Below are 16,904 nucleotides of genomic sequence, written 5' to 3'. Positions count from 1 at the left end.
GCATAAATTTAGAGACGCAAGACACAAGTATCAAGACTTATGTACGACGTCACAGAGAATGAGCTCCAAACCCCTATCTCACTTAAACAACAATTGGGCGAACTGGTGTAAGCTGCGTCGCCAGGTGTGGAACTCGTGCGCCGTTCCCTCCGACACATACCAGGCTGCATTGATGCCGGCTTGTTTCAGAGCTTCGGTGGACTGTTTCACGGCATCGGGGCGTTCTTTGCTTCCGGTGCTTTGAAAAATCAACTTCACATTGGCTTTGTTTTTCACCTCATCGGGCTGAAAAAGAGCGCCACTAAACAAACCGATGTGCGAAAACACTTCGGGGCGATTCATCACAATGGTTTTTGTCTCCATCGATCCCATGGAAAGGCCGGCCATGGCACGATGTTTTTGATCGGCCAAAGTACGGAAGTGAGTATCTACATACGGAATCAACTCATCCACCAAAACAGTTTGAAAGGGTTTGATGTCGAAATCGCGCAAGCCACCAAACTTAATCTCGTTGGTCATCCCGTAAGTCATCACAATAATAAACGGGTTGGCCTTACCTTCGGCAATGAGATTATCCATAATCAGGTTGGCACGTCCCTGCATGGGCCATGAATATTCGTTTTCGCAATAACCGTGTTGAAGATAAAGCACCGGATAGCGTTTAGATGTCTCTTGTTCGTAACCGGGAGGGGTGTAAATAAAAGCCCGTCGCGAGGTGTTGGTACTTTTAGATGGAAACAACACTTCGTGCACATGACCGTGAGGTACATTTTTTAAGGCAAAGATATCCTGATCGTCCGAAGGGATTTCGATGCCACTGCCCCAACGGCAGGCTCCAAAGAAAAACAAACTGCCGGGATCGGGCACCGATGCGCCGTCGATGTTCAGTTGATAATAATGAAAGCCGACATCCTGGGGCGCCGATTCACCGGTCCACACCCCGTTTTCGTCCTTCACCATCTCATATTTCACAGCACCAATGTCGAGTTGCACGCGTTTAGCATCGGGTGCGAGAATTTGGGTGCGCACACGACCTTCGGAATTAACTTGCGGAAATGGACTGCCGGGTTGATTCACCGGGGTGGGTTTAAAATCTTCAACAATGGCGATTTGAGCCTGGGCACAATGCATGCCGGCGGCCATGGCCAAAGCCATGATGAGAACAGTGGTTCGTTTTTGTTTCATGATTCAATCATTAATTTGGTTTATAAAAACAATAAGGTTGATATCTGATCATTCAAGGTCGCTTAGTCAGTGCGATTCACAAAAGAGACGAGAAGATGATTAGACTAAAGACAGTTAGAAGAGAGTGATGAGACCATAAGAATTCACCTAAAAAATGATTTCTTCATCTTATCATCCATCAAACACACGATCATTTTCTTCTCTAAATGGAACAATATCTCTTAATTGAACAAAAACCCACCATAATGACCAAGACACCATCGCCACCATGGATGAGTCACTAAAGGGAGATCATTGAATGGTGACCATGGTCATTTGCAAAGCTTCGGAAGCCGAACTGTTACCATAATATACTTCGTACTGTCCCGGAGTCACAGCCATTTGCCGCAGGCTCCAATCATAAAACTCAAACGATGACGGCGTGAGTTCAATGCTGACAGATTGTGATTCTCCAGGTGCCAGTTCCACGCGTTGAAAACCTCGCAGAGTTTTCAGCGGACCATCCACATCGTTCACCTTACGCACATACACTTGCACAATTTCAGTTCCGGCTCGCTTGCCCGTATTTTTCACAGGAATGGTCAACGTTACTTTCTCATTGGCCTTAATACTTGATTGACTGATGCCGGCCTTGCCTATTTGAAAACTCGTGTAGCTCAAACCAAAACCAAAAGGAAACAAATAATCGGTGGTGTATCGATAAGTACGGTCGTTCATGGAATAATCTTCAAAATCGCCCAGTTTGTCGGAATTTTTATAAAAGCAAACAGGCAACTTTCCGCCGGGATTATAATCGCCAAACAACACATCGGCAACAGCCAGTCCGCCCATTTCACCGGGATACCATGCCTGCAGGATGGCGTCGCAGCTTTGCGTTTCGGGTTGCAGGGCAATGGCTGCCCCCGAGCAGTTGACATAAATCACTTTCTTACCGGCTGCTCTCAATGCTTTGAGACAGTTGCGCTGCACAGCCGGCAGTTCAATATCGGTACGGTCGCCTCCCTTGAATCCGGGATACGAAACAGGCATCTCCTCACCTTCGAGCTTACCCGACAAACCACCCACAAACACCACGGTTTCGATGCCTTTGAGCTTACGAACCAATTCGGTGTAATCCACATCCACTTCCTTGCCAAAATCAAATTCAATGTTGGCTTGCCAGTTATTGAGCTGGGCGTAACGAAGTTCGATGTGATACTTTTTCCCGGCTTCAAACTGATAGGGGATGCGTCCCGGCAACGTGCGCCAATTGTTGTACATCTGCAACTGCTGGCCATTCACCAGCAATTCAAAATACCCCGTGGCTCCGCCTTTGAACACCAACTCTTCGGAAACTTTAGGCGTGAATTCAGCTTGAAACAAAGCTGAAAACCCTTCGAGTTTCACACCCGAGGCAAACTCGTGTTGCCCGGCAGTGGTTTTTTTTATGGGTGTGATGATTTGTTGCGAAATCACGGCATTGCCCTCACGAGCAGGATTGTTCCAGTAAGTAGCCGTGAAACCCCGTTTCCCGTCGAACGAGAGTTGCGAAAAGTAGCTTTCGGTCACTTTGTCCTCCACCAGGTCGCAACCTTTGTCGTAGAAGATTTTATTTTCCGAAATTTTCGATTTGATGCCATTCAATATAGAAATTGTATGAATGGGTGTACCGTTGTAGTTACCCCACAACATCTCTTCATCGGCAGCATTAGGACCAATCACGGCAATTTTTTTCATCGATTTGGACAACGGCAGAATATTGTTGTTGTTTTGAAGCAACGTCATGCTCTGTTGTGCCATTTGGTAAGCTAACTGTTTATGCTTGTCGCAATTCAACACCGAAGCAGGAATTTGCGCCCATGGCACCAGAGCGTCATCATCGAAATCGCCCACCTCAAAACGACCAATCAACACGCGCATCAGGCTCTTGTTGATCTCCTCCTCTTTCATCAGACCTCGTTCAACGGCTTCGGGCAGGGTTTTGTAGGGATAATTTTCCCACACACACTCCACATCAGTACCGGACAACACGCCTTGGGAGGCTGCATGCACCGGCGTTGACGACACCTTGTGTGTGGTATAAAAGTCCGTAATGGCACCACAGTCCGATACCACGATGTGTTTAAAGCCCCACTCATCACGCAGGATGCGTTGCAACAAACGGGTGCTGCCACAGCAGGGCTCATCATCAAGTCGCTGATAGGCACACATCACCTGGCGCACGTTGGCTTCTTGCACAAGAGCTTTAAATGCCGGCAAATAGGTTTCGTTAAACAAGCGTGGATTCACATTATTGAGGTTCAGCTCATGACGACTCCACTCAGGCCCAGAGTGAACGGCGTAGTGTTTGGCACAAGCCAACAATTTTCGGTATTTGGCATCTTCAGGCCCCTGCAACCCTTTCACCACCTGCACACCCATGCGCGATGTCAGGTAGGGATCTTCGCCATAGGTCTCCTGTCCGCGTCCCCAGCGGGGATCACGAAAGATGTTCACATTGGGTGTCCACACCGAAAGGCTGAGGAAACGTTTGTTCTCGTTGCCACGACGCAAATGCTGATGGTACTTTGCACGTCCTTCGTCGGACACGGCATTGTAAATATCATACAGCAACGCATCGTTGAACGATGCTGCCATGCCGATGGGTTCGGGGAAAACGGTCACGCTGTCGTTGTTGGCGTAGCCGTGCAATGCTTCGCTCCACCAGTTGAACTTGCGGATTCCCAAACGGGGAATGGCATCACTCTGGTCGCACATCAGCGCGGCTTTTTCTTCGATGGTCAGCCTCGAAATGAGGTCTTTGGCTCGTTCTTCAAAACTCAGAGAGGGGTTTTGATATGGCCACACTTGTCCCTTAAGTGTTACTGAGATGAACAGGGCGACAATCAATAAAAGTCTATTTCTCATGTTTCAAAATATTTACAATTCAGTCACACACCAAACGTGAGTCCGTTGAAAAAAAGATCAATCACAATCACTTCTGACTGATGTATGACGGAAATAATTTACCCAATTCAAATTCAAAATTGTGCATCTCGAAATTGTCATTCATCACATCACCCTTTGCGTCGATCACCACATAACGCGGAATGCCATTAAAACGGAATAACTGTCTTAACTGATTAAAGTCGTCATTTGTGATTCGGTGGGTGTTCTTCAATTCTTGCTTCTCCACCAAATCGTTGTATACATTTTCGGGAGAGCTACGTTGATCGGTAATGAACATAAAATCAAAGTCAGGGTTACTGTCATACTTCTTGCGAGTTTCTTTCATTCGTTTAATGTTTCCCACGCATGGACCACAGGTGGTTGTTGCTGATTCATAAATAAAAGTACATTGTCTCTAATTCATCGACCATCAAAATCAGATATTGAGTTTATAATCTCAGACATTTTTGAATCATCAAGATCAATAACCCATCAAAAAAGGGGAGAAATAAAGCCAAATAAATGACCATCAATGATAAATGTACCATAAGGTTGGCAAAGAAGCATTACTCCATTCAATTTGCATCGATACAATCCCGCATCACCATACAAACAGTCAGCCGATTGCTCATTTCCAATTTTTCAACTTCATCAGCGAAAGAATTCGCACATTGATTGCCATACCTTATAATACGTGTATTAAAAAACGGAGGGAAGATTGTCACATCCCCCCTCCTGTCTTCATTTAATATAACCCAATCACTCAAATTCTATCACAATATGCAAGTCAATGTTTTTAAGTTAAGAGAAGAAGACGCAAGATTGTGAGACAGATGATGAGATAAGGAAAGATATTTAGATCTGTCGTCTTCACAGTCTAATCTATCTGTCTGCTGTCTAAATTTCTTCTTGTCTTTTATTCGCTTGTCACGAACTAAACGACATTGATAAGCAAGTTATCATTCATTGCTTTGGCATGATTTCACAGATCAATCGACAAACACAAAAACTGAATTTTCCCTAAAACGACCCCATTGAAATATGAGTACATTACTCAAACTCAATCAGCATTAATCACCTGATATTTCCCACTCAAATGCATCAAACTAAAGAGATACAGCAAACCATCATAATAGGGATCAAAATAAACGTCTTCATAAGGTTCAAGTTTGGCATTCCAAACCTTATGCACAAACGCCATGCTTTGCGCATCACGTAACATCAAGGAAGCACAAGCCGCAGTAGATATCAAGCCCAACGAATGCCTTAACTTCTTAAACTCGCCGGCCTGAAGAATAAAATCAGGCGTTGACCCATCCAAATTATATTGATCCACAAAAGTATCAATGCCCTGAGAACGCAGGAACGCCTGAAAGCGACGGGCATAATCGGTCTGCCACTGCACATCTTTATGATACCACACAAAATCCATGGCCACATTCATGGGAACGCGCCACGAATCGTAACGAAATGCAGCCGGCATCCATGGCGCTGAAAACGGCTTGCCGCTAAACTCGGTATAATCGGCATTCAGTCCGGTCACCGGATGACAGGCACGATGCAGAAAAACACGTGAGGTATCGGCACAATCGCGATAAAACTGTTCATGACCATCTTTGGCGTATTCAGCCCATATTTCTAAAAAGGCAGGCAAGTGATACGACGGGTCAGTCCACAAATAACCTCTCCCTTCGGGCACAAACGATATTTGTTTATGCTCGATATTGAATAAATGATAAACACTACCAGTTCCGTCCTTTTTCCACATGGCATCCAAAATGCGTCGTGCCTCGCCATAATAATTGATGCCCGTATCGTTGCCCCAGCGATTAGATGCAAACAACAATGCCGTCACATAATATAGTTCGCCATCCGAAGCTGAGCCTTCGGCATTTTTCTTTAAGGTTTGGGGATGGATGCTCCAGGCAAAATACCCCTCACGCGGCCCTTGTTGATGCTGCATATAAGCTTTTGACCAACGCCAGATGCGATCGAACACCTCTTTTTTATTTAACTGCACAGCCACCATCATGCCATACGACATCCCTTCAGTGCGGGCATCGTGATTTTTCAAGTCCGAGACATATCCCATTGAATCTCCAACTTCAAAGTAGATGCGATTGGGTCCCTCAAACAAATCATGATATGCTTTATCGACTTTCTGATCAATCTCGGACTGAGCGTAGCCGGCTTCTAAAAACAAATTGGGGTATTCATGGGTATGAAAGGCACCATTTGATGGTTTCATCTTATTTGATTGAATTTGAGATTGCACAATAACACATCCCATAAGAACAAAGCAAACAACGATACATTTTTTCATATACTCGAACAAAACGTTTTATCGACTGACAACCAATTTTTCATCCTCAAACAGAAAACCATCGCACTGCTACAATAAATGCACTCAAAAAAATTCCTGACCATCAGGGCTAAATCAGACAATGATAAAATTCCACAAAATCACCATCTGTCCATACTATTAACACTTACTTATTCACAAAACACCCCGATGGCCAGAAATATACTATTTTGCCCACATGATCCCTTCGGGCGAACGACGCCACTCGAAATAACCATCCAACACCTTTAACGAAGTCTCATCGGGCACAGGTCCAACGGAAGCACCTGGCCCCAAATACATGACATTGGAATTGTTTTCGGTAAATGTAGGCCATGATGTTAAACCGCTGCCATTGGGATCACCCGTTTTGGCAAAATTGGTCCAATAATTGGCCATGATATCAGAAATTTGAACATCTGTTTTGCTGCTCATAAAAGGTTGATCATCGCTTATATGTTTAAAGACATAAGGCACATCCACCCCGTGAGGCGTTCCATGATCGCTTTGTGATGAATTATCGGGATACTGCGGATGTTGATCGAAATAGTAATAATATACTTTTGACGTTCCGGTTTGTGATTGAAGACGTGCCCAACTCCAGGTGTGCCATCCAAAAGCTGCATCACGCATCAAATTACGCGCCGTGCGTCCTACTTCCTTTTCGCCAACGGGATAAGCAAGAAGAAGTGAATCGGCATAAGGCCCAAATCGTTTCTTTACATTTTCAATATATTCAGATGGTGTACGACCGGCAGGAAAACTCAACCCTTCATCAGAATTGTAACCAAACAGCACCGGCACATCATTATAACGACCGGCCTGATATAACAAATGTTGATCGTCTGGAATCACCACCCCATCCACAATGGGCCACCCTCCCGGCATGGTCCAGCCTTGTGGAATGAGTTTTTCGGCCTCCACCTTCCGCAAATCAGCAATAGAGGTGAGTCCAAAACCTTTCAGATAAGCCACACCATCATCCTCGGCTTGCTTCAAAGTTTTCATGTTCTCACCCGGATAGGTCGTTGATCGCGTTGGCCCAAACGACCCCCCACTTTGCGAAATCGCTCCATGAAATAACCCTTTTGCCAATGGCGATGCACACAACATGCTCACCGAAATAGCTCCGGCCGATTCACCAAAAATGGTTACGCGATTGGGATCACCACCAAAAGCAGCGATATTGTTGCGCACCCACTTCAATGCGGCAATTTGGTCTAGCAAACCGTAGTTACCTGAAATACCCTCAGCACTTTCAGCACTCAATTCGGGGTGCGCCAAGAAACCAAGTTGCCCCACACGATAAGCAATGCTGACCAATACCACACCTTTACGTGCCAAATGCTCTCCATTATGAACAGGATCAGAGGTCGATCCAAAACTAAACCCCCCACCATAAATCCAAACCATGACGGGTAATTTCTCTTTGGCCGATTTCGCCGGCGTCCATACATTCAGATACAGACAATCTTCACTCCTTCCCGATGCCGGCTGACCTCCCTGCATGGAAGCGGGTGCAAAATCAATGGTTTGCTTTACCCCTTCCCAGGCCTTGAGGGGTTGGGGTGCTTTCCATCGCAAGTCACCAACAGGGGGGGCTGCAAAAGGAATTCCTTTATAGATGGTCAAATCATCGGTCACAACCCCCTGAATGACACCTCCGTCAACCCTGACTTGTCCCGGCTCAAGCGACGAACACGAAAAGGATACAGCACATACCCCAACAATCAATAATAACAAATTTAATTTCATCTGTTTATAGTTAATTCACCGAATCCCCAAAGGATCACTTTAGGTTTGCTTCGTATTTAGTTTATTACCATAACATCACTCATGCACTCTTGTACTTTTTCACTTCTGAACTTTTGATCTCATGCACTCTTGCACCTTTGTATGCTTGCACTTCTGAACTCATTCACACTTGTACTTTTGCACTTTTGCACTTTTGCATTCATGAACTCATGCACGCTCATACTTAGCTACACTGCCATTCTGCCTAACAAAAGACTAATATAACTTCAACATCATCTCCCCATAGCGTTTCCCAAGTTCACGCACCCCTTCAGCAGTAAAATGCAACTGATCAGGATTTCCCTCACATCCCTCCGACGAAATAATGTGTGCATTGGGGATGGTTTGTGGCAGCGTCGCGATGATGGCATTCATCGAAGCACATTTGCCCCCCTGAGCAGCACTTACCATCTCGCCAGCCAGTAGAGGTACTTGTTGCGCATCCAAACCTAAATCACGCATTAAATTATCATACACAAGTTTCACCTTGCGTGGCCAATCGGCATCTCCGGTGTTGGATTCTCCCTGATGCAGCAAGATCCCCTTGATCACGCCTTCTTTTTGAGCCAGACGAGCCATCTCTACCAAACGTCCATAAGGATCATTTTCATAATCCTTCACCATGTTTTTGAGCCAATCGGGGCTCGAGGCGATATAAGCTGAGGCGTTCTCACAATCAAACAGCTCAATTCGGCAGCCCCCAATGGCCACATTAATCACTCCCACTTTAATGTTTTCGGGCAATGCAGCCACTAATGTCCGTCCAAAATAATCGGCAGGCGTCAACCCGGTATGACACCGACACAACGGTGGCACAGCATTGTACCATTGCCCTTTGCGTCTATTCAACTCCTGACAATTCACAGCGGCCATCACCCGAAATCGCTCATCTACCCCAACGGTATCCTGAGCTTCAAAACGGGCATTCCCCTCCATATTCGATTGTCCCAGACACAAATATATGTGAAAATTAGGATCCTGGGCAATGGATTGTGTGCTATAACAGCAAATGGCCATTAAAACCATCAATTGTGAAATCATTCCTTGAATATTCATTTTAAAAAAGTATTAAGACATCAGTATCAAGATTCAAGACAAAGAAGCATTACTGCAAAATATCAGCAAAATGTCATTTAAACGCATCGTCACAGAGACGCAAAATGAATCTTATCCCAGCCACGAACCATTTATTCCAATATGACAGGCGATCAATAAATCCCACTCGTCAAACAAAAATCGATGGCGGGAAAGAAAGCCAACTGATAGCCATGCAAGTTGCTAACAAACACAAACTAACAAACGAACACATCAACAACAAAACACAGCAAACCACAGAAGGCTCTCCCCCCCTCAAAACACCGAAGAGAAATATTGAATGGTTAAAAGATTATCCGTTGACCATCTTTAATATATACAACCCCTTTCTGAGGATGATAAACACGTCGTCCCATCAAATCATATACAGAATCTTCCGTATCTATTGCATCCCGCATATATTGTTCAACCTTAGTAACCTGAGCGCCATCAATCAACACCGGCAACGATGTGGCTGAGATCACATCTATAACAAGAGACATAATCACATCATTATTTAAAGAGCAATTGGGCAAAACAATACAAGTTATTTCGCCACACCGGCCATGTATGCCCGCCGGGGTACTCACTATAGACGTAACGAAGTGTCAGGTCATCGTATTTCTGCAGCATCACTTTACAGTTGTCATGCGCGATGTCTTCCTTGCCGCCCATCGCAATCCAGAATGAACGCAGGTTGTTATTGATTTCGGAAACATGCTCACGAATAAAAGCATAATGAGGGTCAGACAAAGCCGGCTGATTGGCCCACCATCCTGAACTAAAAACTCCTAAATAAGCAAAGTGCGTCGAATTACGAACCCCTGCATATAACGTTTGCAAGCCCCCCATCGATAAACCGGCCAATGCACGACTCTTTGACGATGAATCAACACGATAATTGGATTCCACAAAAGGAATGACACATTGCATCAATTCGGCTTCAAACAGTTTGAGGCTCTCCTCGCCGAAGGGTGACAAGGGCATATTCCCGTCCAACATCACCACCATCATCGGCACGGCCTTTTTATCGGCAATCAGGTTATCCATAATTAAGTCTGTTTTTCCCTGCTGTGACCAGCCTCGTTCATCTTCACCCCCCCCATGCAAAAGATAGAGAACCGGAAATGACCGGTCGGGTTGCTGATCATAACCTGCAGGTGTGTATACAAACATCCGTCGCCAACAATTGGTCACCGATGAATAATAACGTTTCATGCGTACCTCTCCGTGCGGGACATTTCGAAGCGAATAATAGCCATCACCGGCAAAAGGAACTTCAATGCCCGAAGCCATGCGCCCCATTCCGTAAAACGATTCGCTGGACGGATCGGCGACTGCAACCCCATTAATAAGCATAGAGTAGTAGTGAAATCCTTCGGAGAGCGAATCGGTGGTTACTTCCCAAATTCCTTCGTCATTGCGTGTCATGTCATATTTTTTGCCCAGATCAACCTGAACACGTTGCGCATCGGGTGCTTTTAAACGAAACACAGCGCGACCATCGCTCAGCATCTGCGGATATTGCGACGATCGGATGTTTGTTTCAGCACGTCTGCCGGCACGACGGTAGCGTTCATAAAGTCGAGCATCAACCGGTTTAAACAAAAGCTGTGAAAAGTGATATAAGTCGTTCTTCCACACCTGAAAATCATGGTATCCGGGCTCAACATAAAAAATGTGAGGCACACCATGTTGAGACAAATAATCATGCGTGCGTTGCGACACATGCATGAGGTTATCTTTGTCACCGCACGACACCCATAAAAGGTTAAGGCGGGCTGCGTCTTCCTTGGGATGAGGCATCAAGGTTTGCGGTTCGCGGGTATTAGGTGCCGACGAAAAACCGCCTACCCAGGCAAAATGGTCTAAATTCCCAAGGCCAAAATTCAACGACTGCCCGCCCCCCATCGATAACCCGGCTAGAGCTCGGTGTTCTCGATCTTTGAGTACAGGATATTTTTTTTCAATAAATGGAATCAAATCATTGAGCAAATCTTTTTCAAACGTAGAGAAGGCTTCCACCTTTTCTTTGTCAAAGATATTTCCTTCAGGCCGGTCATTCTTCATCGCCCGGCCATTTGGCAGTACGACAATCATGGGTGTCAATTTATTTTGAGCATACAGATTATCAAGAATCACATGGGGCTGACCATGACGAAACCACTCATACTCATCGCCACCAATGCCATGCAACAGATATAATACAGGATATTTTCTGTTTTTTGAAAAACCGGGAGGGGTATATACCAATGCTTTGCGGCTTACACCAACTGTGGTCGATGAATAGGCAACAGTATCAATCCGACCGCAAGCGATGCCTTGCTGTACGACATCAAAACCATTGGGTGCAACCACAAAATCGTCCTGTGCCCAAGCCATACAGGACATTAACAAACAAGCTGCCAAAAGAAAAACTCGTTGATTCATTGAAGCATATTTTTAAAATTTCGTTCCCAACGATAACCCGATACACCCAGGTATATCAAATAATTTGAATAAAATTAATGTGAATCACTCAGAACGACTTTTAAATTCAGACATTCAACTTATAATTTCAGACAATTCGTTAACCCATATTAAAAAATGACAATCAACAAAAACACAAAACACTCTATCAATGCAACTTACAAAAGAACCCATCCTTCATTCATTAAAAAGAGTAAAAAATAACCAAAGAGCATCAATTTCAATCCAAATCAATAACAGTAAAATTGCCATTTCCCTGCATCAGCCCATCATATCTCAACCATGCAAAGGCATCAAGACCATACAAAAGAAGACACATTTTCCATTCAACACAGTAACATCGTGTGCAAGCGATCAATCAACACATCTGGAAGCTATTCCTATTATAATTTGACATCAATAAAAGCATTGGCTCATCCATCCATCAATGCGTAGAAGATTTTAATTGTGGCTAAGGAGGTCATTAACGAACCTCCAGAACATTTATTTCACACATTAGAAGAATGATCGCCCCCCTCTAACACCATCATTCAGCGCTTCAGAAGCATCTTTCAGAACATCAGGACGACAATATTTAACCTACAGAACATCTTTCACGAAGTTCGGCGTTGCATCATTACCCTGCTGAAATACATTGATGAGATTTCGGAACACGATGTTGACACTGTCAATGCATCATTCATTACATTCGAACACATATCATTGCCTTGCATTCAAAAACATCAGTGCTTTCGGAATACGATATTGCAGCTGTCAATGTTTGTTACATACACTTCGATGAACGATGACAGACATGTGGAAACATGTTTAACCATTCATAACACAAATAATCGATTATCGGTTACACGACAATCATCTATTTAAAATAATTCACACCCTACAATAACGAACTTATCGGCAAACAACACTCCCCCTCCATCTACATAGCATCTTATTCACCATGTTACTAAAAAAGAATTCAAAGATCATTCTTCATGTACACCAGATGGAATAAATGAACATGAAAAAACCCAAGGGATTAGACATCCCTTGGGTTAATTTATAAAGCAATAAAGCCGTATTAATTATTCTTCACACAAACTTTTTTGCCATCGATGACATACAAACCATTTCCTAAACCTTCGGTGGCACGTGAAAACTCAACGGCTTGACGTACGATGCTTCCGGTGATGGAATATACGTCTACCAAACGATTGGGATCTTCTGAATTAATCAAATCAACAACTGAATTGGCTCCTGAATTCGAAATTACATCCATTGATTCAAACGTCACTTCAAAGGCGGCACTAGACCATGGAATTTTAACAGCCCATAATTTATGTGACTTTGCACCATCATTGGCAAAATCAAAATATACTGTTTCTGAAGTTGAAGCAATGGTAATGGTTTTAACCACTTCAGCTGCTGTTGAGGTAGCTGGATCCAGCATCACAAAACGCAATGCCATTGTTTTACCAATTTCAGAGGCAGCAAAAGTCATTTTTGTTTCAATCCCATCATAAGCAGTTAAATCATAATAGTCAGTTTCTGAAAAACCACTATTAGCACCAATCACTAAAGTATAACCTCCATTTACAGTTAAAGTAGCCGGCAAATCCTTGTTATTACTATCAAAACGATAAACAATTCCATCAGCCCGTTGAAGGCTAACCAAACTCACAGATGTTTTTGCCGATACAATCACAGTAGAAAACAACACTGCAACTAATAGTAAACTTTTTTTCATGATTTCTTTTTTTTAATGTTTAAACTAATTTGATTTCGTTCCGTACGTGAACACGACAAAACTAAGTGCAACGCACATTTTTCATTTACGTTTTTAGACATTTCATTTACGTTTTTAGACATTTCATTTCTATTTTTAGACTTTCAGGCAGTTTCAGTTAAAAAAAACGAAAAACAAAATGCAGTTTACAAGCGAAAAAGAGCAATTCAGAAGAAATTGAACCTCCGCAGTCTTCATTTTTTATTCCGACAACCCACGAAAAAAAAGGCTGTTCTACCATTGTAGAACAGCCTTCACTCAAATCAGCAATATAAATGTCGACATCTCACCTCCGACACAGAAAAAAAGATTATTCAGGTTTGGCGTCGTTCACAGAAGTGGCATACAATCCAATCATGCTACCTGTAAACCCACCGGCAACGTTGGTCGAAAGTATGTCACCCGATACAATTCCACCCACATTTAAATAATTGTCACCATCGAGTGAATATGCAAACTGATATTTGTCTCCCTCTGCTTTTACCTGCAAACTCACAGCCCCTTTCACGGCCACTTGAGCAGAGGCGATAATCTTTGAGGTGCCTTTTTCGGTGCGTTGCAACACCACATAAGTGTCTTTGCCCTTTTTAGTCAAGCCAAATACGTAGTTGAATTTCTCGCTTTGCAAACAAACCAATCCGGCCAAATCATTTTCAGAAGAAGGCTGATAACTCATTGCAGTCGTAAACGAAAAATTACTGTGTTGCTGGCGATAGAAAAGCGTGGAAGTCGGCTTCACTTCTTTAATATTCACTGCAAAAGGGGAAATTTGAAGTCCGTTTTTCACCACCGACACAAACGCTTCGCGAGGACCACGCAAGCCAACCCAACGATAATCGAGTTTGGGATTGTTAAAATTATCCGTAAAAGTGAAATTGCCGTTGGGGAAGAAACCATCCTGACCGGTTTTATTAACCACTCCTTTAGGCATCTTTAACTTAGGCTCCATCGGAATTAACCCGTTTTCAAACACAGGAAATTCACCCGACCAGTCAACCGGCAAAATAAACGTCTCGCGGCCAATGTTGACTTGATTATTATTGTTGGGGCGAATGGCCAGGAACACACCGTAATACTTCCCGTCAGGTCCTTCTACCAAATCGGCATGCCCTGCCCAATCGACTTTATTGGCTCTATGATTGTTTAAATATCGCTGCGACAAAATAGGATTGTTAGGTGCCGGAACATAAGGTCCTTTGGGACTGTCGCTCACAAAAATCACCTCACTGTGCCATCCACCGGTTCCTCCTTCAGCACACATTAAATAATATCGGCCGTTCTTTTTATAAATATGAGGTGCTTCAATCCAAATGGGTTTCTTATTGATATCGGTTCCTCCATTCACAATAATTTGATCGGTTCCTGCAATCACCTGGTCGTTGGCCAAATCATATTCCCAAATTTTTATGACACGATGTCCGTTATACAACTCCGTGCCCTTATCCGGTGCATCATTATGAACCACGTAGGCTTTCCCATCCTCATCAAAGAACATCGACGGGTCAATGCCTTCAAATTTCAGTTTATACGGATCACTCCAGCCTTTGAGGGGGTCTTGCGTTTTCACCACAATATTGCCAAATCCGCCGGCAAACTGGGTGGTGATCATGTAGAAGGTATCGTTATTGCGATTGTACTTAATGGCCGGTGCATATACCCCTGCACTAATGCCTGTGTCGTGAACTTTTAACTGTGAAGGACGATCGAGCACATGACCAATTTGTGTCCAGTTGACCAAATCTTTTGAATGAAAAATGGGTACACCCGGAAAAATGGCAAATGTAGAACACACCAGATAGTAATCATCACCTTTACGGGTAATCGCCGGATCGGGATAACACCCTTGCAGTATCGGGTTATAAAATTCATCGGCCTTTAAAGGAAAATCTTTATACACCTGGTCATCTCCCTTATATTCGACCTTCGAAAATACCGGAACATTGGTTCCTGGTTTTCCCTTTTTGGCATTGCTTTGCGCATCGACTCCCGCAAAAAGGGTCATTGCTGCCCCAAACAGCAACATCTGTCCTTTGGTAAGGAATGGAAATTGAAAATTCTTCATTGCATCCTATTTATTATTTTAAACGATATCCATTGTTCATGTGATTTGACTCCATATAAAATGAGTAATAGTATTTTAAACCTCATCTCACACGTTGGATAAAATTAGGATGAACCCCGCTATCGGAGTTTTAATATTAGACATACCTATTGCAATTTGAGACACATCAATAAAAAAGCAATACAAACGCACAACAAACACAACACATCACACTCAAAACATGCAACTTAACCCAACACCCAATGCCCATACAAATTTCCACAATCAGAGTGGGGATACGAATATTTACTATTGAAAAATCTAATTTTAAAACTTATGAATCTGGTATTAAAGAATCTTTCCCCAAAAAAACCGGTTTTTTATTCCCTCCCCCCACCCTCTTCACCTTCCGGAATCAGAAAACCACCGTAATGGAAAAAGAAAAAAGCCTCACGGCATTTACCGGGAGGCTCTGTGACAGAAATCCAATGTCATGCTATTCGATGACATCGGTGGGCGATTTACCATAATGCTTTTTGAAAACGGTACTGAAATACCCCACAGTGGCAAACCCACACATTTCGCTCACCTCCGTCACGGTATACTGACGGGTTTTCAGCATCTCTAATGCTGAATCGAGACGAACCATCTTAATAAACTCGCTGGGCGGAAGATTGGTGAGTGTTTTGACTTTCTTGTATAGCAACGATGAACTCACGTTCATGGCCGTTGCAAACTCTTCTTTGGTAAACTGGGTGTTCGAGAGATTTTCTTTAATCACCTCGAGCATCCGTTTCATAAACTTATCATTTAACTCATTGGCCATGATTGGCTCAACAGTATCGCCCTTGAGCACCTTCAACGCCCTGTCGCGTACCAATTGCCGATTGAGGATAATGGTTTTGATGCGACCAATCAACAAAGTAATGTCAAAAGGTTTGGTCAGATAATCGTCGGCGCCCAAACCTAATCCGCGAAGCTGCTCGGTTTTCTCAGATAATGCGGTGAGCAACACCACCGGAATATGTGAAGTTTCGTAGGTCGATTTGATTTTTTCACACAATTCAAACCCATCCATCTCGGGCATCATGATATCCGACACCACCAAATCGGGCATATATCGCCCTATTTGATCCCAAGCCTCAACGCCGTTAACTGCGGTATAAACTTTGAAGTCGTGCGACAAAGCACTCTGCATAAACAGCAAAAGGTCGTCATTATCTTCAACAATGAGAATTTTCATTTCGGGTTCGGCTTCAACCTCTTCAATGCGGGTTTGATCTGTTAATTCAAACGAAGGTTCAATCAATGCCTCTGATTTTGAAACA

Annotated in this window: 11 protein-coding genes; all 11 read right to left on the bottom strand. The window is 43.6% G+C overall.

The window, feature by feature from the left end:
* Positions 1-78 precede the first annotated feature (78 nt).
* Positions 79-1,185: an alpha/beta hydrolase-fold protein gene (locus LX69_RS07550; RefSeq protein ID WP_111445222.1), complete on the bottom strand. Its 1,107-nt coding sequence runs from the start codon at positions 1,183-1,185 to the stop codon at positions 79-81.
* Between the two features lie 291 nt (positions 1,186-1,476).
* Positions 1,477-4,071, bottom strand: coding sequence for a xylan 1,4-beta-xylosidase (gene xyl3A / locus LX69_RS07545; RefSeq protein WP_111445221.1), 2,595 nt, complete (start codon positions 4,069-4,071; stop codon positions 1,477-1,479).
* Positions 4,072-4,138: 67 nt separating this feature from the next.
* Positions 4,139-4,438 carry a TlpA family protein disulfide reductase gene (locus LX69_RS07540; RefSeq protein ID WP_111445220.1) on the bottom strand — a complete coding sequence of 100 codons (300 nt, stop codon included), beginning with the start codon at positions 4,436-4,438 and terminating at the stop codon, positions 4,139-4,141.
* Between the two features lie 714 nt (positions 4,439-5,152).
* The gene (locus tag LX69_RS07535) at positions 5,153-6,340 is read right to left on the bottom strand and encodes a glycosyl hydrolase family 8 (RefSeq protein ID WP_221621306.1); all 1,188 of its coding nucleotides are present in this window, start codon (positions 6,338-6,340) and stop codon (positions 5,153-5,155) included.
* 279 nt (positions 6,341-6,619) lie between these two features.
* Positions 6,620-8,188 carry a carboxylesterase/lipase family protein gene (locus LX69_RS07530; protein WP_111445218.1) on the bottom strand — a complete coding sequence of 523 codons (1,569 nt, stop codon included), beginning with the start codon at positions 8,186-8,188 and terminating at the stop codon, positions 6,620-6,622.
* A gap of 255 nt (positions 8,189-8,443) precedes the next feature.
* The gene (locus LX69_RS07525; RefSeq protein ID WP_221621305.1) at positions 8,444-9,283 is read right to left on the bottom strand and encodes a sialate O-acetylesterase; all 840 of its coding nucleotides are present in this window, start codon (positions 9,281-9,283) and stop codon (positions 8,444-8,446) included.
* A gap of 323 nt (positions 9,284-9,606) precedes the next feature.
* A complete protein-coding gene (locus LX69_RS07520) occupies positions 9,607-9,804 on the bottom strand; it encodes a hypothetical protein (RefSeq protein ID WP_111445217.1) in 198 nt (65 codons plus the stop codon).
* Between the two features lie 10 nt (positions 9,805-9,814).
* The gene (locus LX69_RS07515; RefSeq protein ID WP_111445216.1) at positions 9,815-11,731 is read right to left on the bottom strand and encodes an alpha/beta hydrolase-fold protein; all 1,917 of its coding nucleotides are present in this window, start codon (positions 11,729-11,731) and stop codon (positions 9,815-9,817) included.
* 1,099 nt (positions 11,732-12,830) lie between these two features.
* Positions 12,831-13,496, bottom strand: coding sequence for a hypothetical protein (locus LX69_RS07510; RefSeq protein ID WP_111445215.1), 666 nt, complete (start codon positions 13,494-13,496; stop codon positions 12,831-12,833).
* Positions 13,497-13,845: 349 nt separating this feature from the next.
* Complete coding sequence (locus tag LX69_RS07505) at positions 13,846-15,597, bottom strand: glycoside hydrolase family 43 protein (protein WP_111445214.1); 1,752 nt, start codon at positions 15,595-15,597, stop codon at positions 13,846-13,848.
* A 475-nt stretch (positions 15,598-16,072) separates the two neighbouring features.
* Positions 16,073-16,904 (bottom strand): response regulator (locus tag LX69_RS07500; RefSeq protein WP_146260670.1); only part of this gene is annotated, 832 nt, incomplete at its 5' end.

It is taken from the genome of Breznakibacter xylanolyticus (genome assembly GCF_003254275.1).
GTDB classification, from domain to species: domain Bacteria; phylum Bacteroidota; class Bacteroidia; order Bacteroidales; family Marinilabiliaceae; genus Breznakibacter; species Breznakibacter xylanolyticus.
The sequence above is the reverse complement of the archived record's forward strand: the minus strand, read 5'-3'. Positions and strand labels throughout refer to the sequence as shown.

What these genes read in the sequence shown, in the direction of transcription:
- LX69_RS07505 (WP_111445214.1), bottom strand. Translation starts at nt 15,597, where the DNA reads ATGAAGAATTTTCAATTTCCATTCCTTACCAAAGGACAGATGTTGCTG.
- LX69_RS07530 (WP_111445218.1), bottom strand. Translation starts at nt 8,188, where the DNA reads ATGAAATTAAATTTGTTATTATTGATTGTTGGGGTATGTGCTGTATCC.
- LX69_RS07525 (WP_221621305.1), bottom strand. Translation starts at nt 9,283, where the DNA reads ATGAATATTCAAGGAATGATTTCACAATTGATGGTTTTAATGGCCATT.
- LX69_RS07520 (WP_111445217.1), bottom strand. Translation starts at nt 9,804, where the DNA reads ATGTCTCTTGTTATAGATGTGATCTCAGCCACATCGTTGCCGGTGTTG.
- LX69_RS07515 (WP_111445216.1), bottom strand. Translation starts at nt 11,731, where the DNA reads ATGAATCAACGAGTTTTTCTTTTGGCAGCTTGTTTGTTAATGTCCTGT.
- LX69_RS07540 (WP_111445220.1), bottom strand. Translation starts at nt 4,438, where the DNA reads ATGAAAGAAACTCGCAAGAAGTATGACAGTAACCCTGACTTTGATTTT.
- xyl3A (WP_111445221.1), bottom strand. Translation starts at nt 4,071, where the DNA reads ATGAGAAATAGACTTTTATTGATTGTCGCCCTGTTCATCTCAGTAACA.
- LX69_RS07510 (WP_111445215.1), bottom strand. Translation starts at nt 13,496, where the DNA reads ATGAAAAAAAGTTTACTATTAGTTGCAGTGTTGTTTTCTACTGTGATT.
- LX69_RS07535 (WP_221621306.1), bottom strand. Translation starts at nt 6,340, where the DNA reads ATGAAACCATCAAATGGTGCCTTTCATACCCATGAATACCCCAATTTG.
- LX69_RS07550 (WP_111445222.1), bottom strand. Translation starts at nt 1,185, where the DNA reads ATGAAACAAAAACGAACCACTGTTCTCATCATGGCTTTGGCCATGGCC.